Genomic DNA, 24,208 nt, shown 5'->3' on the forward strand with positions numbered 1-24,208 from the left:
ATTTTGCCCTCTCTGTCAGGTGAATCTTGCCAGTGCGGTTAAAGAATTATGCGGCTTACGGCTTGGCTACTTTGGGTTTCAGTGCCAGTGCACAGCCGAAAATCACCAGTAAACTGCTAACCGATTGGTAAACATTGATTTTTTCACCCAACAGCAGATACGCCATGATAGCGGCTGAAATCGGAATCAGCAATTGAATGATATTAAATGCAACAACTCCCTGCTTTTGTACGATATAAAATGCCATCAGCATTCCGGTCAGAATCCCGTACATCCCGGCTAGCCCCAGCCCGATCAATAGCCCTTCACTAACCTGTTTTAATTCGATGATTTTTCCGCTATAGCAGGCAAAAAACAGGAATAGTAAACCGGAAAACGTGGCAACCACGGTGCTGATCACAACGGTGTGTAGCTGTTTGGCGACCCGTTTGACCAGTAAATTTTGTACTGACTGAATGGAAATAGCGATGGTTAACCAAATTGCGCCCTGCACAAAATCAGTGCCGTGTTGGCGTTGTTCGGCATAGACAATAAACAACAGTGAGCCAAGGAGAGCGAACAGGCTGCCGAGATAAAAAGTGCGGTTTTTCAGCCGTTGGCGTTCGTCCGGATAGCAGATTGCTGCAACAAAAATAGCCAACGGCATTGCCGATACACCAAAAATGCTGCCTGTCAGGGCGGAAGTTGCCTGAATGCCATTGATAAAAAAATACATATTGCCGGTCATCAGTACGGCTAACAACAGGAGCAGCGGCAGTTGGCGAGGTGAGTGGAGCAAAGCTTGCAGCGGAGTGCGAAATTTAAATAAACAAAGCAACAACAATAGGCAGCCGCCGGATAAAAAACGCACGGCGTTATTGTTAACCGTTTCAATATGTAGGCTCATGTAGCGCATGATCGGAAAGCCGATGCCCATCAGCAGAATATACAATGTGGCGAACAACGAAGGAGTAACCATATCAATCCTCAAATTTTTTGCGAGCAATTGTTTAAATTGTGATCTGGATCGTTTTATTTTACTTCAACATAAGACATCATATGTCTAAGTCATTATAGAGATATGATGTCTTATATTTATGGTTCTATTCTAAAACATATTTCCTGTGTCTGTCAGAATATATTGAATTAACACATCAAGGAAGCAAAATGGCAACTTTATCCTTAAGTCATATTTATAAACGTTACAGCAATGGATTTGAAGCGGTGCAGGATTTTAATCTGGAAGTCGCCGACAAAGAATTTATTGCATTGGTCGGTCCATCTGGCTGCGGGAAATCAACAACACTGCGCATGATCGCAGGGCTTGAAGATATTTCTGACGGTGAATTTTATATTGATGATCGACTGGTCAACCATGTAGAAGCGAAAGATCGGGACATTGCGATGGTCTTTCAATCCTATGCATTGTATCCGCATATGAGTGTTTACGACAATATGGCGTTTGCACTGAAATTGCGCAAAGTGTCGAAAAGCGAAATTGATCGCAAAGTCAGGGAAGCGGCGGCGATTTTGGGCTTAGAGCAATTACTTGATCGCAAACCAAAGGCGTTGTCAGGCGGTCAACGTCAACGAGTGGCGCTCGGTAGAACGATTGTGCGTTCACCGAAAGTCTTTTTAATGGACGAACCGCTGTCAAATTTAGATGCCAAACTGCGTGGCAACATGCGGGCAGAAATTATCCGTATCCATAAAAAACTGAATGCCACAACGGTTTACGTGACGCACGATCAAACCGAAGCCATGACCATGGCGGATCGGATTGTGGTGATGAGCGCCGGTGTTGTGAAACAGATTGGTTCACCGAAAGCGATTTATGATCACCCGGATAATCTGTTTGTGGCGGGTTTTATCGGCTCGCCGACCATGAATTTCCTACACGGCACGATTGCCGACGGCTATTTTGTCACGCCAGACAATCAGCGTCTCTACATTCCCGATGAGATATATCAACGACTACAGCAGCAAAGTGCGGTCGGCAAAGCGGTGATTTTGGGGATTCGGCCGGAAAATATTTCGAATGAACCGCTGCTGCTCGGCAGCTACCAAAAAGCGATGATCAATTCGACCGTGAATGTTGCCGAGTTATTGGGCGCAGAATATATCGTACACACGCAGATCGGGCAGCAAGCGATTAAGGCGGTGGTGCATTCACGGCAACAAATCAAAATGGGGGAGAACATCAGTTTAGCCTTCGATATGAAACGTGCTCATTTTTTTGATCCGCAAACTGAGCAATCTCTATTATAACAAGACAAGGAGCATTCCATGAAAGTGAAAAAATTGGTTACGGCTACAGCGGCGCTGATGTTCGGGGCGTTTATGCTCAGTGGCTGTGATGATAGCAAAACTGAGGCGGCAAGTGCGGTTGGGGCAAATAACGGCGAAATGGCAGGCAATATTACCGTTTGGCACTCCTTCACTCAGGGCCCTCGTTTAGAAGTGATTCAAGCGGCTGCCAATGATTTTATGCAGCAACACCCACAGGTGAAAATTAAAATTGAAACCTTCTCTTGGAACGATTTTTATACCAAATGGACCACAGGGCTTGCTTCAGGCAATGTGCCGGACATGAGCACCGCATTGCCTAATCAAGTGGTGGAGATGATCAATGTCGGCGCATTACAACCAGTGAATGATCTGATCGACAGTATTGGACGTGATAAATTCTCTGCGGCAGCGATTAATGAGGGCACGGTTGATGCGCAAAATTATTCTATCCCGCTCTATTCTCATGCACAGGTGATGTGGATTCGTAAGGATTTATTGGAACAACATAATTTGCAAGTGCCGCAAACATGGGACGAATTATACCAAGCCGCTAAAATGCTGACTAAAGATGGGGTTTACGGTTTATCGGTGCCGATGGGAACCAATGATTTTATTGCGACGCGTTTTCTGAATCTTTATGTCAAAAGTGGTGGCGGCACGTTGCTGACACCGGATTTGAAAGTCGATTTAACCAGCCCGTTAGCGCAAGACGGGATTAAATACTGGGTGAAAATGTATCAAGAAACCTCGCCAAAAGACTCGATTAATTACAACGTGTTGCAACAAGCGACGCTCTATTATCAAGGCAAAACTGCATTTGATTTTAACTCTGGCTTCCAAATCGGTGGCGTGCAAGCAAACTCCCCACAATTATTGGAATATGTCGATGCTTATCCAGTACCTAAAATTAAATCTAGCGATCCGGATTATGGATTAGAGACAGCGAATATTCCGATGGTGGTATGGAAAAACAGCAAGCACCCTGAGATCAGCAAAGCGTTTATCGAAACCTTATATCAGAAAGATCGTTACATTCAGTTCCTGAGTTCGGTTCCGGTCGGTATGCTGCCGGCTGTTAGCGGGATTTCCGATGATCCGGCGTATAAAGAAAATCCTATCATCAAGCAATTTGCCCATGCGGAAAGTGTGATTGAAAGTGCGGTTAAAACCGGTACTGCAATCGGCTATGAACACGGCCCGAGCGTGCAAGGCGGACTGCTGACCAACCAACATATCATCGAAGCGATGTTCCAAGAGATTGTGACCCACGGAACCGATCCGATGGTGGCAGCACAGAAAGCCGAGAAACAATTAAATGAATTGTTTGACACGGTGACTGCACATTAGTCCTGTCGATAGCGGCGGTTCGCTGCCGCTATTCACAAAATAATGCCTGTTTACGTTATTTCCATTTCCTGTTTCAGCAGGAGGGAGGTTACTTATGATTCAAAAAAACTATACCCGCTGGATTTTTGTGTTGCCTGCAATGATTGTCGTATCGGCATTATTCATCTATCCGTTTTTATCCAGCATTTTTTACAGCTTCACCAACAAAAATCTGGTGATGCCGTACTACACCTTTGTTGGTTTTGATAACTACCGTGCGGTATTGGCCGATCCCAATTTTTGGTGGTCATTTTTAAACTCGATTAAATGGACGGTATTGTCGTTAGTCGGGCAAGTCCTGATGGGCTTTGCACTGGCAATGGCGTTACACCGCATTCGCCATTTGCAATGGCTCTATAAAATCCTGCTGATTATTCCGTGGGCGTTCCCGACCATTGTGATTGCGTTCTCATGGCAGTGGATCTTAAACGGCGTGTACGGCTATTTGCCGAACATGATTGAGAAATTAGGCTTGATGGAGATGGCGCCTAACTTTTTATCCGACAGCACGTGGGCATTCGTCAGTTTAGTGTTTATCAATATCTGGTTTGGCGCACCGTTGATTATGGTGAATGTACTTTCAGCCCTGCAAACAGTGTCGGTTGAACAATACGAAGCGGCACGGATTGACGGCGCAAATGCTTGGCAGGTTTTCCGCCATATCACGCTGCCGCACATTAAGGTGGTGATCGGCTTATTGGTGGTGTTAAGAACGGTTTGGGTGTTTAACAACTTCGATATTATCTATCTGATCACTGGCGGCGGCCCTGCCAACTCGACCATGACACTACCGATTTATGCCTACAACATGGGTTGGGGAACCAAACTACTGGGACGCTCTTCTGCGGTAACCGTCCTGTTATTTATCTTCCTGCTGTTGATCTGCTTTATCTACTTCAAAGTGATTAACCGTTGGGAAAAAGAGGGGGAATAGCATATGAAAAAGCAAAAATCGCTGATTGGAGATTTACTGGCACACCTGTTTTTAGCTGTATCGACGGTGATTGCCGTGTTCCCTCTGGTGTGGATTGTGATTTCCTCGATCAAAGGCAAGGGTGAACTGACCAGTGATCCGACCCGCTTTTGGCCGAAAGTCTTCACCTTAGACTATTTTGACAACGTGATAAATAATCTGAATTTTGCGGTGAATATCAAAAACAGCCTATTTATTGCGCTGGTCACCACAGTGATTGCGATCATCATCTCATCGATGGCGGCATACGGCATTGTGCGCTTTTTCCCGAAATTGGGCGCAATTATGTCGAAATTACTGGTCACGACCTATATTTTTCCGCCGATTTTACTGGCGATTCCCTATTCGATTGCAATGGCAAAAGTGGGGCTGACCAATACCACCACCGGTTTGATTATTGTTTATCTCTCGTTCAGTGTGCCATACGCCGTTTGGTTGTTGGTCGGTTTCTTCCGCACCGTGCCGATTGAAATTGAAGAAGCGGCACGGATTGACGGAGCGAATAAATTCACCGTGTTCTTCAAAATTGTGTTGCCGTTGGTCGCACCGGGGATTGTGGCAACGGCGATCTACACCTTTATCAACGCTTGGAATGAATTCCTGTATGCCCTGATCTTAGTCAACGACACCAGCAAAATGACCGTAGCTGTGGCGTTGCGCTCCTTAAACGGCGCAGAAATTCTCGATTGGGGCGATATGATGGCAGCGTCGGTGCTGGTTGTTGTACCGTCAGTGCTTTTCTTCTGCTTTATTCAGAACAAAATTGCCGGAGGACTATCGGAAGGATCGGTGAAATAAACAAGATTATCTACACAATGCAATATCCACTTACAGCTTATTATTATTTTTAGGAGAAACAAAATGATTAACTATGCAGTTATTGGGGTGGGGTATTTTGGTGCCGATCTCGCCCGTATTATGAATGAAAACGACCAAGCCAACGTGACGGTGGTGTATGATCCGAATAACGGTGAAACGATTGCCGAAGAGTTAGGCTGTGAATATGCGTCGGATCTGGAATCGGCAATCAACCGTGATGATGTTGATTGCGTGATCGTAGCAACCCCGAACTATTTACATAAAGAGCCGGTGTTACTGGCGGCAAAACATAAAAAACATGTGTTCTGTGAAAAACCGATTGCCTTGAGCTATCAAGATTGCGATGACATGGTGCGAGCTTGTGAGCAAAACGGCGTAACCTTTATGGCTGGGCATATTATGAACTTCTTCAATGGCGTGCAACACGCCAAAGAGCTGATTCAACAGGGCGTGATCGGTAAAGTGCTGTATTGCCACTCTGCACGCAACGGCTGGGAAGATGAACAACCGAGCGTGTCATGGAAGAAAATTCGTGAAAAATCAGGCGGACATCTTTACCACCATATTCACGAACTGGACTGCGTGCAATTTATTATGGGCGGCATGCCGAAAACAGTAACCATGACTGCTGGCAATGTGGCGCATCGTGGTGAAAAGTTTGGCGACGAAGACGATATGTTGTTTTTGAATCTGGAGTTTGATGACAATTGTTTTGCCGTGCTAGAGTGGGGATCAGCGTTCCGCTGGGGCGAGCATTATGTGCTGATTCAAGGTGAGAAAGGGGCGATTAAACTGGATATGTACCACTGCGGCGGCACGTTGCGAGTCAACGGCGAAGACTCACATTTCTTAATCCACGAAACCCAAGAGGAAGATGACAACCGCACTCAAATTTATACCGGCACTTGCATGGACGGCGCAATCCAATATGGACAACCGGGGAAACGCACCCCATTGTGGCTCAATGGGGTGATGCGCAAAGAAATGAAATACTTAAACGACATTATGCACGGCATGGCACCGACAGAAGAGTTTGTCAAACTCCTGACCGGCGAAGCCGCCCGTGCCGCCATCGCCACGGCGGACGCTTGCACCAAATCGCGTTATGAGAACCGTAAAGTCGCCTTGAGCGAAATTATCGCTTAACTTGCCACAGACCGTACTTTGAATCCAAAGTGCGGTTTGCTTTTATCATAAATCGACTTAATGCCAATGGTGTGATAGCTAATTCGTGCTTATTTTGGTGTTTAATTAAATCAATAATATCGTGAGATTCCATTTTTGAATGATAGATTAATAATCAATCGGAGTGGGGGGTTATTAATAATAAATTAGATAAGGATGATTTTTATTGAGATGTTGTCTGATGAATGTCTGAAATAAAAAGTGGATTATTAAAATGTCTATGCTTTATAATTAAGTTTTGTATAGCTGCTAATATTTTGGTTTATTTTGATGATTATTAAATGGATAAAATTAATTATGTTCAGCGAAGATTATTTTATTAAATGAACCAGCAGCGTATAACTCGCAATAACCAATAAAATCAAGCCTAGCAGTTTTCTTGCCAAGTCGGGCTTCAGAATGCCGCGGATTTTCATGGATAAGAAGCTGGTGACGAACGAGCTAGATACCACAATAGCGACAATCGAGAAATTCACATAGCCGATTTGCCAGCCGAAAGTTAAATGCACAGGGGGAGTTTTTGCAAGGTAGCCGTATAAGCTGCCGAGACCGCCGAGCACCATCATGTAGTTTGTATAGGGAGCGATCTGGTGCGGTCTGACGCTGCGTAATTGCCCAAGCAACGGCGCCATGATTGAACCGCCACCGATGCCTGTCATGCCTGCTATTGTTCCACCGAATAGGCATAAACCTGCGCCTTTTAAGCAGTCATCTGAAACCGCACTTGAGACGGTTTTCGGTGATTTATTCAGGATAGTTCGGATCGACAGCAGCGTTAGCGTGCCGATAAAAACCGCAATAATCACATCGTCTGAAAGATAGAAACTGGTTTCAAAGCCCAGCTGTACCCCAATAATCATGCCTAATGACCATACCAGTACTGATTTAAAACTCATTTGAATTTTTTGTTTGTAAAAATAGATCAGGTTAATTAATGCCGAGCCGATTACAATGGTGAGTGAGGTGGCGGCGATAATTTGCAGTGGTAGTTCGGGGAATAAAGTATAAAGAATCGGCACCATCAGTACGCCGCCGCCAATCCCAAAAACAGCAGACATTAAATTGGTGAGCATTCCGCATAATATTAAAATAATAATCAATGGTAGGCTCATATTGCTCTTCCTTATTTTTTAGCCGCATTATGCCTGATGAAAATGTATGGATTTATGATCGCGCTCATATTCAATAAAAAATATTTATCCGATTTTAAATTTGTGATTAAACTCACTGGCGCTCTATGATAATTATCATAATGCTTTATTATCCGCTGTATTATGCTAATGATGTATCTTATTTAGATACCTTATTTTTGATTAATCTAAGGAGAATAATATGTTCATCACAATTGTTAGCTTTCTTCTTGTAACCGGGATTGTCGGGTTTATTTCCTGGCAAAAAACCAGAGGTGATGATTTAACCACATCTAAAGGCTATTTTCTTGCCGGACGCGGCTTGAGCGGTTTAGTGATTGGTTGTTCAATGGTGTTAACATCATTATCTACAGAACAGTTGATCGGGGTGAATGCGGTTTCTTATAAAGGCAATTTTTCGATTATTGCTTGGACAGTGCAGTCGGTGATTCCATTGTGTTTCTTGGCGCTGTATCTGCTGCCGAAATATCTGCGCAACGGTTATACCACCATTCCGGAATTCTTTGAAAATCGATTTGACCGCCAAACCCGCTTGATTATGTCGGCATTATTTTTGGTGTTCTATCTGTTTATCGTGATTCCGACCGCACTTTATACCGGCGCAATTGCGTTTAATAAAATCTTTAATTTAGAAACCTATTTCGGCATTACTTATGCGGAATCTATAGTCTATACCGTGATTGCAATCGGCATTGTCGGCGCGATTTATGCGATTTTCGGCGGCTTGAAAGCGGTTGCGGTGTCCGATACGCTGAATGCGGTGATTTTGGTTATCGGGGCATTGTTGGTGCCGATCTTTGCGTTAGCGCATTTAGGTGATGGCAGCATTACCGAAGGGGTGCGCACGATAACGACCACGCACGTTGAGAAGTTTAATGCGATAGGTAGTGCTTCTGATGCGGTGCCTTGGCCGGCAATGTTTACCGGTATCCTGATCGTGAACTTTTTTTACTGGACGACAAACCAAGCGATTGTACAACGGGCGTTAGGCGCCAGAGATCTGCAAGCGGGACAAAAAGGGATTCTGATTGCCGCCTTGTTCTTATTGACCTTGCCGGTGATTCTGAATTTACCGGGTTTGCTGAGCTTCCACATCTTTGGTGATACGCTAAATCCGATGGATACTTCCTATCCGGCATTGGTGAGTAAAGTACTGCCGACTGCGCTTCAAGGCTTCTTTATTGCTGCCTTGTTCGGTGCGATTTTAAGTACTTTCAACTCATTCTTAAACTCTGCGGCAACTATTTTCTGTAAAGACTTACTGCCGTCGCTCAGCAGCAAAGTGCGGTCTGATCAGGAGTTAATCGCGTTTGCGAAAAAAGTATCGACAGTAATGGCGGTGTTGACGATGATTATCGGACCGTTGTTGATGTTCGGTACTGACGGTATCTTCCTATTGACCAAACGTTTTGCCGGCTTTGTCAATATTCCGATTGTGGCGCTGTTTGCAGTCGGTTTGTTTAATAAAACCGTATCCGGTAAAGCCGCTCGTATCGCTCTGTTACTGCACGTTGTCTTATACTTCTCGATTGTGTGGGTGTTTAAAGTTCAAGTCAATTTCGTGTATGTGATGGCGGCATTGTTCGTGTTCGATGTTGTCGTAATGTTGCTGTTGGGACAATTCTTAAGACGTGAACCATATCAAGAGAATACCGTTAACCATAGTGATATCGATTTGACCAACTGGAAATATGTTCGTGTTACCGTTGTGTCATTAGTATTAGGTCTGATTTTTCTACATGTCCTGCTTTCTCCGCTAGGTTTGGCTTCACAGGACGGACAACCGCTGACCGTGCTGGGAGTTTATGCCGTGTTACAATGTATTGTGTTATTCGTGGTACGCAATAAAAAAGAGGCTTAATGATGAATATCGTTTATATTTTGTTGGATCAAGTGCGTAAGGATATGTTGGGCACTTACGGTCATCAGATTGTTAAAACACCAAATCTTGATCGATTGGCACAAGACGGTATTCGTTTTAATAATGCGTTTACACCGGCTTCGGTTTGCGGACCAGCACGCACGTCTTTGTTCACCGGATTAATGCCGTCATCGCACGGCATTATCAAAAACGGGGAAAAAGGCGGAACGGGCGAAATCAGTCGTCAAGCACCGAATATCGCCAATCTTGAAGGTTATAACAGTTATATCGTCGGCAAATGGCACGTCGGCACCAAATCCGTACCGGAAGATTATCAGATTCAGGGGCATAATTTTGATGGCTACGGCTATCCGGGTAGTGGCGTGTATAAAAACTTGGTATTTAACCAACCGCCGACGCACTCCAACCGTTATCACGAATGGTTATTGGAAAAAGGCTATGAAATCCCAGAAGTCAGCAACGCTTATTTCGGCGATAATCCGCACTTGCGGGTGCAAGAATTATGTGGCTTATTATCCGGCACAAAAGAGCAGACCATCGCCTATTTCATTATTGATGAAGCTAAACGTTATATCACACAGTCATTAGCCGAGAATAAACCCTTCTTTACTTGGATTAACTTTTGGGGACCGCATACGCCTTGTATCGTGCCGGAGCCGTATTATTCGATGTACAGCAAAGACGATGTGATACTGGACGAAAGTTTCTTCAAGCCGTTGGAGGGCAAGCCTGGACATTTCCGCACGATCTCAAAAATGTGGGGAATGTGGGAAGCGAGCGAAGATCATTGGAAAGAGGTGATCACCAAATTCTGGGGTTACATCACCTTAATTGATGACGCTATCGGCGAACTGTTCGCCTTTTTGGAACAGCATAATCTGTATGACGACACTTTTGTGGTGGCAACCGCCGATCACGGTGATGCGATGGGCGCACATCGCATGATTGAAAAAGGTGAGTTTATGTTCGACACCACCTATAACATTCCGATGATTGTCAAAGATCCGAAATCTGAGCGAGTGAATCAGCAAGATGACAATTTGGTGTATCTGCATGATTTAACTTCAACCGTGTACGACATTGCCGAACAGTCGATTCCGAACGAATTTCAGGGCGAAACGCTGCTGCCGATCACCCGCCAGCACCACACGAACGACCGCAAAGGCATTCTGGCACAGTTGGCAGGGCATTTTGTCTATTTTGAACAGCGAATGTGGCGGCGCAAAGATTATAAATTGGTGTTTAATGCCACTGATGTTTGCGAACTCTATGACGTACGTCAAGATCCGGAAGAAATGCATAATTTATTCTATGATCAACGCTATACCGACGTGAAAAAAGAGCTGTTGGAAGAAATGCGGACAGAAATGAAGAAGCTGGGTGATCCGCTGGAAAATTGGGTCTATCGGATCATTGATGAAATTTAGGGTTTTCAACAGAAAATCACAGGTTACGCACCATTCCGATGATGCGTAACCACCATCACATCTTCCCACGCTTTAATTAGGTTTTCGAGGGAAATATGGACAACGATACGATTTTGCCGACCGCACTTTGCTATTGCCAATTAACCGATCTGCACCAGCTGAACAAAGGCATGGTGGTATATCAGCAAGGGGGAAGAAGCGCACGAATTTTATTTTGTGAAACAAGGGCTTGTCGGGCTGTATCACACATTGGATAACGGCAAAGAGAGTTTGGTACGGCTGTATCGCCAAGGGGATTATTTTGGATTTAGAACCCTATTCGGACTGGGTGACAACCACTATCACTGCAATGCCAAAGTGTTGATGGACGCAGAAATTATTCGGGTGAAACCGGAAAGTATCGAAAAGTTTTTTCTACATAACAGCGAATTGGCGAAGTGTCTGATGCAAACGCTGGCAAATGAGTTGCGTGATGCCGAAGAGCGGTTGGCGAAAAGTGCCTATTTGCGCACGTTGGATCGGGTGATCGACAGCTTGTGTTTTCTCACCACCCATTTCCCCGATTATAATTGGACCTATCGTGAAATTGCCGAATACGCTGGTTGTGAAACCGAAACGGCGATTCGCATCGGCAAAGAATTGAAACAAAACGGATTATTCAGTGAGTTATTGCCGAATCAAAAGGGCAAGTAATCAACAGCAACGGGACGTGGTATGTCGTTTTTTTCGCCGCAAGTGCAATTTCATTTAATGGCAAAACCCAGTAGTTTTCACTGCAATATTCAGTGTGAATACTGCTTTTATTTGGAAAAAGAGCAGCACTTCGGCAAAAATGCCGCCTTTATGTCGCCGGAAACACTCAAAAACTATATCCAAAACTATATCGAATCCCACGACGGCGATCGGGTTGAATTTGCTTGGCAAGGCGGCGAGCCGACACTGTTAGGATTGGATTTTTTTCAGCAGGCGGTTGCCTTTCAACAGCAGTTTGCCAACGGTAAAATCATCACCAATGCCTTTCAAACCAACGGCATTGCATTGAATCGCCAATGGGCGCGCTTTTTTAAAAAACATCAATTTTTGATTGGGCTGTCGATTGACGGACTAAGCGCGGTTCACAACCGCTATCGGCTGTCTAACAGTGGCAGCCCGACCTTTGAGAAAGTGGTGCGTGCGTTGGAATTGCTGCAAGCCTATCAAGTGGATTTCAACACCTTGACCGTGGTAAACGATCAAAACTGGCAAAAAGGGAAAGAAACCTATCTTGCGCTGAAAGCACTGGGTTCAACTTTTATGCAATTTATCCCGATTGTTGAGCAGCACGGGCAGCAGATGCGTGGTTTTTCCGTGCCGCCTGACGGCTTCGGGCAGTTTTTGGTAGACGTGTTCCACACGTGGCAAGTGCAAGATGTCGGCAAGATTTTCGTGTTGGAGTTTGATAATTTACTTGGGCAGTGGTTGGGCTATCCGTCAAGCAGCTGCGTGCATCAGCCGACTTGCGGTAAATCGCTGGTGGTGGAGGCCAATGGCGAGGTGTATGCGTGCGATCACTATGTCTATCCTGAATATCAAGTCGGCAATCTGAATCACCAATTGCTGCGTGAGGTGGTGCTGTCTGCCAAACAGCAGCAATTCGGACTGAACAAACAACAACAGCTGACCGCACTTTGCCGCCAGTGTGAATATCGTGCTTTATGCCAAGGCGGTTGCCCAAAACATCGGTTGGTGACACTGGAAAACGAACCGTTTAAACATAACTATTTGTGCGCCTCTTACCGCTACTTTTTCCAACAAACCGCCCCTTATATGCAGCAGATGCGGCAACAGATCCACGCTGCTCACCGAACTTAATCAAGGAATCCGCTATGATCACACCACAGAAAATCCAACAGCTCACGCCAGAACTCAGCCTGTATCGCTACCATGAAATTGACGTTCTACGTTTGCAGCACGCCGTCGGCAGTGCGGAAATTGCGTTGCAAGGGGCGCATTTGTTGCGCTGGCAACCGGTACACGCTACGCAACAGGTGTTGTGGTTGAGCGATATTGAGCCATTTAATGCGGGCGAAGCGATTCGTGGCGGCGTGCCGATTTGTTATCCGTGGTTCGGTATGGTTCAGCAGCCGATTCATGGCACGGCAAGGTTGCGCTTATGGCAGTTGAGCGACTATTTGTTGGAAAGTGGGCAAGTGCGGTTAAATTTCAGTTTGTTTGATGACAAGCAGCGGCTAGAAGCGACACTCAGTATGATTTTCAGCGATAAATGCGAACTGATTTTTACCCATCATGCACCGCAATCGGCACAAGCTGCGTTACACAGCTATTTTTATGTGGATGACGTCCGTCAGATAGAAATTGCCGAATTGCCGCCACGCTGTTTTAATGCTGTTAGCCGAAAGCTGCAAGATGTGCCGACTAGCCGCACCATCAGTGAAAATGTAGATTGCATTTATTCGGCAGACAGCCGACATAATCGGATTATCGATCCGCAATTACAGCGTGAAATCAGAGTTACCCACAGTAACGCCAGTGAAATTGTATTATGGAATCCATGGCAAACCCCACTACCGGCAATGCAGCCGAACGATTACCAAAAGATGATCTGTTTGGAAACCGCGCGAATTTCCCAGCCGTTACATCAGGGAGAAAGCATCTCGGTTGAGGTGGCGGTAGTTAAGGCATAAAAAACCGCTGTTGGTTGACAGCGGTTGAAGCGAGCTTAAGCCGATATGCTTAATCCTTATGTTGACGCATTGCCGGGAATAAAATCACATCACGGATAGACGGCGAGTTGGAGAAGATCATCGCCAAACGGTCAATTCCCAAGCCTTCGCCTGCGGTCGGTGGCAAGCCGTGTTCAAGTGCGGTGACAAAGTCTTCATCTTTGAACATCGCTTCATCATCGCCTGCTTCTTTGGCGGCGACTTGCGCATCAAAACGGGCGTTTTGATCTTCGGCATCGTTCAACTCTGAGAAACCGTTGCCGATTTCACGTCCGCCGATAAACAGCTCGAAACGGTCGGTAACCTCTGGGTTTTCATCATTGCGGCGCGCCAGTGGTGAGATTTCCGCAGGGTGCGCCATTAAGAAGGTTGGCTGAATCAAATGGTGTTCTGCCACTTCTTCAAAAATGGCGTTGATCACGCTGCCTAAGCCCCATGATTTTTGCACTTCAATGTGTAGGGATTTTGCCAACGCTTTCGCTTGTTCAAAATCTTGCAACTGTGCGGGCGGAATGTTATCGCCGTATTTCAAGATCGCATCGGTCATGGTGAGGCGTTCAAACGGTTTGCCGAAATCGAAGGTGTATTCGCCGTAAGGCACGGTGGTGGTGCCGAGAATGTCTAACGCCAGTTTGCGCAGCAACTCTTCGGTGTTGTCCATTAAATCGTGGTAATCCGCATATGCCTGATAGTATTCCAACATGGTAAATTCAGGGTTGTGGCGCACCGATACGCCCTCGTTGCGGAAGTTGCGGTTCAGTTCAAACACCCGTTCAAAGCCACCGACCACTAAGCGTTTCAAGTACAGTTCAGGCGCGATCCGCAGGTACATATCAATATCCAGCGCGTTGTGGTGGGTGACGAACGGACGTGCCGCCGCGCCGCCTGGGATCACTTGCAGCATTGGGGTTTCCACTTCCATAAAGCCTTTGTCGAGGAAGAATTGGCGAATGCCGCTGATCACTTTTGAGCGAATCACAAACGCACGGCGCGATTCATCGTTGCTGATTAAATCTAAATAGCGTTGGCGATAACGAGTTTCTTGATCCGATAAGCCGTGGAATTTGTCTGGCAATGGGCGCAGCGCTTTGGTTAACAGCTGCAGTGCGGTACAACGCACGGTCAGTTCACCGGTTTTGGTTTTAAACAGCGTGCCTTTTGCGCCGACAATATCGCCCAGATCCAACATCGACATCAGGTTTTCATAGTCGCCCTCCGGCAGCAGATCACGTGCTACATATAGCTGCACTTTGCCGCTCATGTCTTGCAGGGTGATAAAGCTTGCCTTGCCCATTTTACGGCGGGTCATGATGCGCCCTGCCACGCTCACGGCAATCTCTTGCGCTTTCAGGCTTTCGCCGTCTTGGTTTTCATATTGGGTGTGCAGATCGTTTGCCAAATGCTCACGGCGGAAATCATTCGGGAAAGGGTTACCTTGTTGACGAAGTGCGGTCAATTTTTCACGGCGCACCAACATTTCACCATGCAGATCCAGTTCGGGGGTTTGTTGTTCTGACATAATCGTTACCTTAGGTTTTTTTAATCTTGAGTTCTTTCAATACATTACAAACCGGCTTTTAAGCTGGCTTCAATAAATTTATCTAAATCGCCGTCTAACACCGCTTGAGTGTTGCGATTTTCAATGCCGGTGCGCAAGTCTTTGATCCGCGCGTCGTCTAACACATACGAACGAATCTGGCTGCCCCAGCCGATGTCGGATTTGCTGTCTTCCAACGCCTGCTTCTCGGCGTTTTTCTTTTGCAATTCCATTTCATACAGCTTTGCTTTCAGCTGTTTCATACACTGATCTTTATTTTTGTGTTGCGAACGGTCATTTTGACACTGCACCACAATGCCGCTTGGCATATGGGTGATCCGCACCGCACTTTCGGTTCGGTTAACGTGCTGTCCGCCCGCACCTGAAGCACGGTATACATCAATCCGTAAATCCGCAGGGTTGATCTCAATATCAATATCGTCATCAATTTCAGGGTAAACAAACACCGCACTGAACGAGGTGTGGCGGCGGTTGTTCGAGTCGAACGGGCTTTTGCGCACCAAACGGTGAATCCCCGTTTCCGTGCGCAACCAGCCAAACGCATATTCGCCGCTGATCCGCAGCGTTGCCGATTTAATCCCTGCCACATCGCCGTCAGAGGCTTCCATCAGCTCGGTTTTAAAGCCCTTGCTTTCCGCCCAACGTAAATACATGCGCAGCAGCATTTCTGTCCAGTCTTGCGCTTCCGTGCCGCCTGAACCTGCTTGTAAATCCACATAGCAATCGGCACTGTCGTGATCGCCGCTGAACATACGGTGGAACTCCAGCAATGCCAGTTTTTGCTCCAGCTCTTGCAATTCGGCAACCGCTTCATCAAAGGTGTCTTGATCCTCGGCTTCCACCGCCAATTCCAACAAGCCTTCGGCATCTTGCAGCCCTTGCTCAAGCGTACGGATTGTGCCGACCACATTTTCCAATGACGACCGCTCTTTGCCCAGTGCCTGCGCCTTTTCAGGCTCGTTCCAGACATCGGGTTGTTCTAATTCGGCATTGACCTCTTCTAATCGTTCGACTTTGCTGTCGAAGTCAAAGATACCCCCGAAGCACCGCAGTGCGTTGGCTCAGGTTACTGATTTGATTTTTTACAGGGTTGATTTCAAACATACGGATTTCGCTGATAATAACGTTAAAAGTGAGTGATTATAGGCTATTTGGCGGAAATTTAACAGGTGCAATTCAGCCTTCAGCGAGGGGTGATTTTTCATTCAGGGGGCGTTTATGCTATAGTCAGCCCGATTTTAGCCACAATTGCACGTTGCATGATGGGAAAGTGAAATAAAAATACGGAGAATAAAACCGTAGGATGGGCTTGCCAGCCCATCAGTATCTCGATTTACGTGGTGGGCTGGCAAGCCCACCATATCTTACATTAGACACCGAAAAAGGAGGAGCAATGAAATCAGAATTGAACAATAACAAATTATCATACCGCGATCGCATGGCGGTGGAAGAACACGAGCGCCTAAGCCCACGGCTGTTGTATGAAATTATCCGCCAAGACGGGATTGAAGAGTTATCGCGCCCGAGCAAAGCGCTACTGTTTTCTGGCATCACCGCGGGGTTGGTGATCACCTTCTCATTTATTTTTAAAGCGATTTTCACCGCCTACACCCCCGATGAACCTTGGGCGCCACTGATCACCAACATGGGCTACACCGTTGGCTTCTTGCTGGTGATCCTCGGGCGTATGCAACTGTTCACCGAAAACACCATCACCACTGTCGTGCCGCTGTTTAACCCGCTCAGTTTGAAAAAACTGCTCGCGGTTGCCAAATTATGGGGCACGGTGTTTGGCGCGAATTTGATCGGTACCACACTGGCGGCGCTGTTTTTGCAAAACGATCACGTGTTCAACCCTGAATTTGTGCTGGCGATGAAAGCCATTGCGCACCATGTGGCGGCTATGTCGGTGAGCGATAACATCTTGCGCGGCATTCCTGCGGGCATTTTGATCGCCTCGGTGGTGTGGATGATGCCAACCGTCGGCAATGGCAAATTTGTGATGATTTTCTTCTTTATCTACCTGATCGCCCTAGGCGATTTCACCCATGTGGTAGTCGGCTCGGCAGAAATGGCGTATCTGGTGATTCAAGGCGAAGCCAATTTATATGATTATTTCGTCACCTTCCTCGTCCCGACCGCACTTGGCAATATTTTAGGCGGCACCGTGGTGTTCACGATGATGATTTACGGGCAAGTGACCGACGAAATCGGCAAGCAGTAAATCCCCCTCAAAACGGCGTTTAGAAATAAGCGCCGTTTTTCTCACATCAATTAATGCGGCAGCGCACAAAATCCTCGGCTTGAGACTTTATAGAGCAAAAATGGGTTTATTTAGCATATCAAAGTCATTTAAATGAGAATAATATTTATCTAGCTATATCGCTATATGAATTTTTATATAATGATATGGCGATACTTTTTTAGGGTTTATGATATGTCTAACAATAACGAGGTGAGTATGATCACAACAGTTTTAACCATGGCGGCAAATTTTCTCGCCACTAAACAGCGGATTTTCATCAATTTTGTGCGAATTGCGATTTGTATCGTGATGCTGTGGATTGGCGGGCTAAAAGCCTTTCAATATGAAGCAGACGGCATTGTACATTTTGTGGCGAATAGCCCGTTTATGAGCTTCTTTTATAAAGACAGCCAAAAAATGGTGCAAAATGAGAAAGGTGAGTTGGTTAAAGAATATACGCTGTATAAAAATCCGGAAGGCAAAATGGTGCAGAAAAACATCGACTGGCACAAACAAAACGGCACTTATCCGTTCTCTTACGGCTTAGGGGCGGTGATTGTGACGATCGGGCTGTTGACGCTGTCTGGCATCTGGAACCCGACCACGGGCATGGCGGGGGGCTTGCTGACCTTTGGCATGTCGATCGTCACGCTGTCGTTTTTGATAACCACGCCTGAAACCTATGTGCCGAATCTCGGTGGCGACTTGCCGACACCGAACTATGGATTCCCTTATTTATCCGGCGCAGGGCGGCTTATCTTGAAAGACATCATTATGATGGCAGGCGGTTTGATTGCCGCCTCGGAATGCGCACAACGGTTTTTGAAGGCGAGAGCATAGTAATTAAAAGGGCGTATGCTGATCATGCAATACGCCCTCATATACGAAAGCTTATTCCGACGGAAATAAAAACGGATTGACCGCACTTTTGGCGTAGCCCAGTTTCTCCAGTTCGTCATCTAGGAATAGGCTGGCGAGGTCATCGGCGACCGCTTCGACCTCGGGATCTTTATCTTGATACAACACCTTCAGATAGCTGTGGCAATCGTCACAGCTTTCGCCTTTGATGGCGTTTTCAGAGTCTAGCGCCCAGTAGTTGAGTTTGCCGCCTTGCTCACAGTTGCTGCATTTCACCCGCACCATGTGCCATTCACTTTCACATAACGAACAGTGCAGATAACGTGTACCTTGTGCTTCACCGATGTGGATCACGCTGGCAACCGGCGTTGAGCCGCAAACCGGACAGAATTGGCGGTTTTCGCCCAGTTCGGTTTTGGCTTGATGTGGAATTTGCTGCACTAATTGCGTCCAATACAACGACAGTGCCGCCCACAGGAAAATCGCTTTGTCGCTGTGTTCAGGCAAGTAGTTGTCTTGCAAAAGCTGATCGGCTAACGCGTTCAGTTCGTTATCGGCGGCTTTTTCCAGCCAGTCGATGGTTGCCAGAATGGTGTCGTTTGCCGTTGGTTTCAGCCTTTGTAACAGCAGGTTTAATAGTTCGATCCAGATTGGATCGCGCTGCCAGTTTTTCCAGTGTAGCGGCTGTTGGCTCAGCAGTTCGGCATTGTCTTTCACCGCACTTAGCCGCGGATCCAATGCGATTGGGGCGGTTTGCAATAGCTCGGATTGAGCGTCGGCAATATCAGCACAAAAGCGTAGATAATCTTGCAGTGGGTGATTCTCTGCCAGTTTACACAGCCTTTTAGCGCGGCGTTGATACAGATTTTTCGGATTGGCGAACAGTAGCGGTGGGGCAAAGAACCCCGCCGCGGCTTGTTTGATTTCGCTTTCCGCTAAGATGCGAATACTCATTTATCTTGCTCTTGTTTGTTTTGTTGCGCTTCTTTTTCCAATTCAGGCAAGATGGATTCGCGGAACCAACGTGGGTGGTGTTTTTTCGCCCAGCGTGCGGTTACCCAGCCTTCTACCATGCCGGTGATCGAGCCTTTAACCCAAATCGCCATGTAGATATGCACCATGATGCCCAGAATCAGCGCGATAGCGCTGGTGGCGTGCAACAACAACGCAATGCGAATCACCGGAATCGAGAAGTTTTCGGCAAAATACGGACGCCAGATGATGATGCCGGTCGTCAGTAGAATGACGAGCGCCATGATCAGCGTCCAGAACAGCAGTTTCTGCCCCATGTTGTAGTGTCCGACATCGGCAACGTGGTGTTCGTTGCCTTTCAGCACCTCCACCACGTTGAACAGCCATTGCCAGTCACCTTTTTCGATTAGGTTATCGCGCCAGTAGTGTTTCGCCAAAATCGCAAACGCCACAATCATCACCAACCCGGTGAACGGGTGAATGAAGCGTGCCAGTTGCGGTGTGCCTAACACATCTGCCAACCAAGAGAAGTCAGAGAAGAAGAACGACAAGCCGGAAAGTGCGGTCATAAAGAAGCACAATACCAGCAGCCAGTGGCTCAACCGCTCTTTGAGGTTGTGGCGAATAACTTTTCTGTTTAAATCAACCATCATTATTCTCCTTTCTCATGTGTATCAAGCGGTTTCTGGATTTCATCGTCATCTTCTTCGGTATTCGGACCGATTCCGATATAGTGCGCGGCGGAGGCGATTGCCAACGCGCCCATCGCCATACCGGCTAACGGTTTCAAGATACCTTTCCACAAGCTGACAACCGGGCTGATCGACGGATCTTGCGGCAAGCCGGAATATAACTCAGGCTTGTCGGCATGGTGTAACACATACATCACGTGCGTGCCGCCAACGCCTTGCGGATCGTACAATCCGGCGTTTTCGTAACCGCGGGATTTCAGATCTTTCACGCGAGTTTCGGCGTATTGCTGCATTGCCTCTTTGCTGCCGAAGTGAATCGCACCGGTCGGGCAAGTTTTCACGCAAGCCGGTTCTTGTCCGACATTCACGCGATCCGAACACAGGGTGCATTTGTATGCACGGTTGTCTTCTGGATTAATCCGAGGAATGTTAAACGGACAACCGGCGATACAATAGCCGCAGCCGATACATTTATCCGACTGGAAGTCAACGATGCCGTTGGCGTATTGAATAATCGCCCCCGGCGCCGGGCAGGCTTTCAGGCAGCCCGGTTCGGAACAGTGCATACAGCCGTCTTTGCGGATTAACCATTCCAGACGATCGTTTTCTTCCACCTCATTAAACTTCATCACCGTCCACGATTTGGCGGTTAAGTCTATCGGGTTGTCGTAAACCCCGGTACAGACCCCCGGGGTGTCGCGCAAGTCGTTCCACTCGGAACACGCCACCTGACAGGCTTTGCAGCCGATACAGGCGCTGACATCGATCAGCTTTGCAACTTCGACTTTATAATCCCGCGTTTGTGGTGGCGGGGTTAAGGACGAAGTGGCAGAGGCTTTAATAATATCTTGGGTTTGAACTGCCATATTAAGCCCCCGTTACTTTTTCAATGTTGACCAGGAAGGTTTTAAATTCCGGTGTTTGCGTGTTGGCATCGCCGACACTTGGTGTCAAGTTATTGGCAAAGAAGCCTTTTTTACCCACGCCGGCAAAGCCCCAGTGAATCGGAACCCCGATGGTGTGAATGGTTTTGCCGTCCACTTCCAGCGCTTTAATCCGTTTTGTGACCACTGCCACCGCTTTAATGTAGCCGCGTTTCGAGAACACTTTCACCTCATCGCCGTGGCTGATGCCTTTTTCGGCAGCTAAGGCTTCGCCCATTTCGATGAATTGCTCAGGCTGTGCGATTACGTTTAACAGTGCATTTTTGGTCCAATAGTGGAAATGCTCGGTTAAGCGGTAAGTGGTTGCCACATACGGGAACTCACTGGCATCACCCATGGTTTTCTGATCGTTTGGCAAAATCCGTGCCGCCGGGTTGTGAATCACATTCGGATGCAGCGGGTTAGTGCCGATCGGGCTTTCAATCGGTTCGTAATGCTCAGGGAACGGACCTTCCGCCATTTTATCAATCGCAAACAGACGGCTCACGCCTTCAGGTTGCATAATAAACGGCGACACATTGCTGCCCGGAGGGGCGGTTGTGTAGTCGGCAATATCATTGTAGTTCCAGTTTTTACCGTTCCATTTCACCAATTGGCGAGTTGGATCCCACGGATTGCCTTGACGGTCAGCGGAAGCGCGGTTGTAAATAATCCGACGGTTCAACGGCCAAGCAAACGCCCAGTTCAGGGTGTTGCCCAAGCCTGACGGATCGGAGTTATCACGGCGCGCCATCATATTGCCTTTTTCGGTCCACTGTCCGGTATAGATCCAGCAGCCGGACGAGGTGGTGCCGTCATCACGCAATTGCGCAAAGCTCGACAACAATTCGCCTTTTTTCACCACCACGTTGCCATTTTCATCAAGTAAATCGGCAAGCGCGTAACCGTTATTCTCTTTCGCCAATTCTTCGGCGCGTGGTTCTAACGGATTGAGGTAGTTCCATTGCATCGCATTGATTTGCTCGATGCCTTGTCCGCCCTCTTTTTGGTACAGATGCAACAAGTGTTCGCGCAATTCAGACAGAATTTCCACGTCCGGTTTGGCTTCTTGTGGCTGATCATTGCCTTTCCAGTGCCATTGTAACCAGCGGCCGGAGTTGGCGATTGAGCCGTCCTCTTCGGTGAAACAGGTGGTCGGCAAACGGAATACTTCGGTTTGGATCGATTCGGTATCCACATCGTTATATTCGCCGTAGTTCTGCCAGAAATCCGAGGTGTCGGTTTTCAGCGGATCCATAATCACCAGATATTTCAATTTGCTAAGTGCGGTCATCATTTTCGCGCGGTTCGGATAAGAGGCAATCGGGTTAAAGCCTTGGCACAGATAGCCGTTGACTTTGCTTTCGAACATCATATCGATATAGCGGAAATGGTCATACGCACCGTCGATTTTCGGCAAGAAGTGATAGCCGAATTCGTTATCCGCCGTGGCTTTGTCGCCATAGAAGGTTTTCAGCAAGCTGATAAAGAACTTCGGTGTATTTTTCCAGTAGTTGACCTGATCTTTTTGGGTCAATTTCGGCGTAATCCGTTGCAGGAACGCGTCCAGACTGGTGTCTTTATCGGTCGGCAACGGCATATAGCCGGTCAACATATGCGGGAATAAGCCGAGATCGGTAATCCCTTGTACGTTGGAGTGCCCGCGCAACGCATTCACGCCGCCGCCGGAAACGCCGATATTCCCCAGTAACAACTGGATCATCGCCATGGTACGGATATTTTGCGAACCGACAGTATGTTGTGTCCAACCTAACGCATATAAGAACGTGGCATTTCGGTCTTTGGCCGAGGTTTTGGCGATCTCTTCACAGAAGTGCAGGAAATCTTTCTGTTTGCTGCCACAAATGCGCTCAACCATTTCCGGCGTATAGCGGGAAACGTGCTCTTTCAACAAGTTGATCACGCAGCGAGGGTGCTGCAGAGTCGGATCTTGTTTGGCAAAACCGTTCTCATCAAATTGATAGTTCCAAGTGGATTTATCATATTGACGTTTGCTTTCGTCATAGCCGCTGAACAAGCCGTCTTCAAAGTTGAAGCCGTCGGCGACCAGATAGCTGGCATTGGTGTATTGCTGCACATATTCGTGCTGGATTTTATCGTTGTCCAACAGGTATTTAATCACGCCTGACAGGAATGCGATATCGGTACCGGAACGGATTGGCGAATAGAAATCAGCCACCGATGCAGTACGGTTAAAACGGGGATCGACAACCATTAGCTTCGCGCCACGGCGTTTTTTCGCTTCAATAACCCAACGGAAACCGACAGGATGCGCTTCAGCAGCGTTACCACCCATGACGATCACCAAATCAGCATTAGCGATATCCGCCCAGTGGTTTGTCATGGCACCGCGACCAAATGATGGAGCAAGACTTGCTACCGTTGGTCCGTGTCAGATACTCGCCTGGTTGTTAATGGCTATCATGCCCAGTGAACGTGCCCACTTTTGGCTTAATAAACCGGTTTCATTGCTGGAGGCGGAAGCCATCAGCATCCCGGTTGAAAGCCAGCGGTTAACCGGCAAGCCGTCGCTGTTGGTTGGAATAAAATTGGCGTCGCGATCGTCTTTCATTAAGCGGGCAATGCGCTCATAGGCTTCATGCCAGCTGATGCGTTTCCACTCTTTCGAGCCCGGCGCACGATATTCAGGGTATTGCACCCGACGTTCGCTGTTAACATAATCCAATGCGCCTGCGCCTTTCGGACACAGTGCGCCGCGGCTGACCGGGTGGTCGGCGTCGCCTTCGATATGGATCAATTTTTCACGGGCGTTCATCGCCCCATCGCCTACGCTGTAGAGTAACATTCCACAGCCGACGGCACAGTAAGTACAAGTGTTGCGTGTTTCACGTGCGCGCAGCAGTTTATACGAACGAGGCGCAGCTAGTGCGTTCGCCGGAGCAAAACCTAATGCGGCAGCGGTGGTTCCCGCCATCCCACTTGCACAAACTTTAAAGAATTTTCTTCTGCTGAGTTGCATAAGAACCTCTCAAGATTGTGAGATATAGAGTAAAATAAAAAACAGATTTCGTTTTAGGGTTGTAACAGAAATGTAAAATACGTTGCATTCGGTGAGTAGCTTACTCCTGTTCAAAAAACAGCGCAATAAGTAAACGCATTTTATG

General features: G+C 47.2%; 19 protein-coding genes and 1 pseudogene. 12 read left to right on the forward strand and 8 right to left on the reverse strand.

Annotated features, from left to right (window positions below):
* Positions 1-55 precede the first annotated feature (55 nt).
* On the reverse strand, positions 56-958 hold the full coding sequence (locus ACUHGC_RS03620) for a DMT family transporter (RefSeq protein ID WP_446834304.1): 903 nt from the start codon (positions 956-958) through the stop codon (positions 56-58).
* Between the two features lie 188 nt (positions 959-1,146).
* Between ACUHGC_RS03620 and ACUHGC_RS03625 the strand changes: the two genes are divergently transcribed.
* The 5 genes from ACUHGC_RS03625 to ACUHGC_RS03645 all read left to right on the forward strand — a co-directional run bounded on the left by ACUHGC_RS03625 (position 1,147) and on the right by ACUHGC_RS03645 (position 6,592).
* Positions 1,147-2,247, forward strand: coding sequence for an ABC transporter ATP-binding protein (locus tag ACUHGC_RS03625; protein ID WP_446834305.1), 1,101 nt, complete (start codon positions 1,147-1,149; stop codon positions 2,245-2,247).
* An 18-nt stretch (positions 2,248-2,265) separates the two neighbouring features.
* The gene (locus tag ACUHGC_RS03630; RefSeq protein WP_446834306.1) at positions 2,266-3,615 is read left to right on the forward strand and encodes an ABC transporter substrate-binding protein; all 1,350 of its coding nucleotides are present in this window, start codon (positions 2,266-2,268) and stop codon (positions 3,613-3,615) included.
* A gap of 94 nt (positions 3,616-3,709) precedes the next feature.
* Positions 3,710-4,588, forward strand: coding sequence for a carbohydrate ABC transporter permease (locus ACUHGC_RS03635; RefSeq protein ID WP_446834307.1), 879 nt, complete (start codon positions 3,710-3,712; stop codon positions 4,586-4,588).
* A 3-nt stretch (positions 4,589-4,591) separates the two neighbouring features.
* Positions 4,592-5,425: a carbohydrate ABC transporter permease gene (locus ACUHGC_RS03640; protein ID WP_446834308.1), complete on the forward strand. Its 834-nt coding sequence runs from the start codon at positions 4,592-4,594 to the stop codon at positions 5,423-5,425.
* Positions 5,426-5,488: 63 nt separating this feature from the next.
* Positions 5,489-6,592: a Gfo/Idh/MocA family protein gene (locus ACUHGC_RS03645; RefSeq protein ID WP_446834309.1), complete on the forward strand. Its 1,104-nt coding sequence runs from the start codon at positions 5,489-5,491 to the stop codon at positions 6,590-6,592.
* Between the two features lie 350 nt (positions 6,593-6,942).
* Here the strand turns inward: ACUHGC_RS03645 and ACUHGC_RS03650 are convergent, their stop codons facing one another.
* Positions 6,943-7,743: a sulfite exporter TauE/SafE family protein gene (locus tag ACUHGC_RS03650; RefSeq protein WP_446834310.1), complete on the reverse strand. Its 801-nt coding sequence runs from the start codon at positions 7,741-7,743 to the stop codon at positions 6,943-6,945.
* A 220-nt stretch (positions 7,744-7,963) separates the two neighbouring features.
* Here ACUHGC_RS03650 and ACUHGC_RS03655 point away from each other — a divergent pair, with 220 nt between their 5' ends.
* The 5 genes and pseudogenes from ACUHGC_RS03655 (at position 7,964) to ACUHGC_RS03675 (ending at position 13,775) form a co-directional block, all read left to right on the forward strand.
* A complete protein-coding gene (locus tag ACUHGC_RS03655) occupies positions 7,964-9,643 on the forward strand; it encodes a solute:sodium symporter family transporter (protein ID WP_446834311.1) in 1,680 nt (559 codons plus the stop codon).
* Between the two features lie 2 nt (positions 9,644-9,645).
* Positions 9,646-11,091: a sulfatase-like hydrolase/transferase gene (locus ACUHGC_RS03660; protein ID WP_446834829.1), complete on the forward strand. Its 1,446-nt coding sequence runs from the start codon at positions 9,646-9,648 to the stop codon at positions 11,089-11,091.
* Positions 11,092-11,186: 95 nt separating this feature from the next.
* A pseudogene (locus ACUHGC_RS03665) lies at positions 11,187-11,784 on the forward strand (Crp/Fnr family transcriptional regulator).
* Positions 11,785-11,805: 21 nt separating this feature from the next.
* Positions 11,806-12,942, forward strand: a complete 1,137-nt coding sequence (locus ACUHGC_RS03670; RefSeq protein WP_446834312.1) for an anaerobic sulfatase maturase — start codon at positions 11,806-11,808, stop codon at positions 12,940-12,942.
* 14 nt (positions 12,943-12,956) lie between these two features.
* Positions 12,957-13,775: a D-hexose-6-phosphate mutarotase gene (locus ACUHGC_RS03675; protein WP_446834313.1), complete on the forward strand. Its 819-nt coding sequence runs from the start codon at positions 12,957-12,959 to the stop codon at positions 13,773-13,775.
* A 49-nt stretch (positions 13,776-13,824) separates the two neighbouring features.
* Here ACUHGC_RS03675 and lysS read toward each other — a convergent pair whose 3' ends face one another.
* Both lysS and prfB read right to left on the reverse strand, forming a co-directional pair.
* A complete protein-coding gene (gene lysS / locus ACUHGC_RS03680) occupies positions 13,825-15,333 on the reverse strand; it encodes a lysine--tRNA ligase (RefSeq protein WP_446834314.1) in 1,509 nt (502 codons plus the stop codon).
* A gap of 44 nt (positions 15,334-15,377) precedes the next feature.
* Positions 15,378-16,476 (reverse strand): peptide chain release factor 2 gene (prfB, locus tag ACUHGC_RS03685; protein ID WP_446834315.1). Its coding sequence is split into 2 segments (ribosomal slippage): positions 15,378-16,400 and positions 16,402-16,476, totalling 1,098 coding nucleotides; the frame shifts between segments, so codons are not numbered across the junction.
* 289 nt (positions 16,477-16,765) lie between these two features.
* On the opposite strand from prfB, the gene ACUHGC_RS03690 reads away from it, so the two are divergent.
* Positions 16,766-17,596 carry a formate/nitrite transporter family protein gene (locus ACUHGC_RS03690; RefSeq protein WP_446834316.1) on the forward strand — a complete coding sequence of 277 codons (831 nt, stop codon included), beginning with the start codon at positions 16,766-16,768 and terminating at the stop codon, positions 17,594-17,596.
* Between the two features lie 237 nt (positions 17,597-17,833).
* A complete protein-coding gene (locus ACUHGC_RS03695; RefSeq protein WP_446834317.1) occupies positions 17,834-18,457 on the forward strand; it encodes a DUF417 family protein in 624 nt (207 codons plus the stop codon).
* A 51-nt stretch (positions 18,458-18,508) separates the two neighbouring features.
* Here ACUHGC_RS03695 and fdhE read toward each other — a convergent pair whose 3' ends face one another.
* Genes fdhE through fdnG form a run of 4 tightly spaced genes read right to left on the reverse strand, consistent with a single transcriptional unit; the run spans position 18,509 to position 24,063 of the window.
* A complete protein-coding gene (fdhE, locus tag ACUHGC_RS03700; RefSeq protein WP_446834318.1) occupies positions 18,509-19,429 on the reverse strand; it encodes a formate dehydrogenase accessory protein FdhE in 921 nt (306 codons plus the stop codon).
* A complete protein-coding gene (locus tag ACUHGC_RS03705; protein ID WP_446834319.1) occupies positions 19,426-20,097 on the reverse strand; it encodes a formate dehydrogenase subunit gamma in 672 nt (223 codons plus the stop codon). The genes fdhE and ACUHGC_RS03705 overlap by 4 nt, the downstream gene beginning before the upstream one ends.
* A gap of 2 nt (positions 20,098-20,099) precedes the next feature.
* Entirely contained in the window at positions 20,100-21,005 is a 906-nt protein-coding gene (gene fdxH / locus ACUHGC_RS03710) for a formate dehydrogenase subunit beta (RefSeq protein WP_446834320.1), read from the reverse strand.
* A gap of 1 nt (position 21,006) precedes the next feature.
* Positions 21,007-24,063 carry a formate dehydrogenase-N subunit alpha gene (gene fdnG, locus ACUHGC_RS03715; RefSeq protein ID WP_446834321.1) on the reverse strand — a complete coding sequence of 1,019 codons (3,057 nt, stop codon included), beginning with the start codon at positions 24,061-24,063 and terminating at the stop codon, positions 21,007-21,009.
* Positions 24,064-24,208 lie beyond the last annotated feature (145 nt).

The organism is Testudinibacter sp. P27/CKL/0425 (assembly GCF_052931395.1).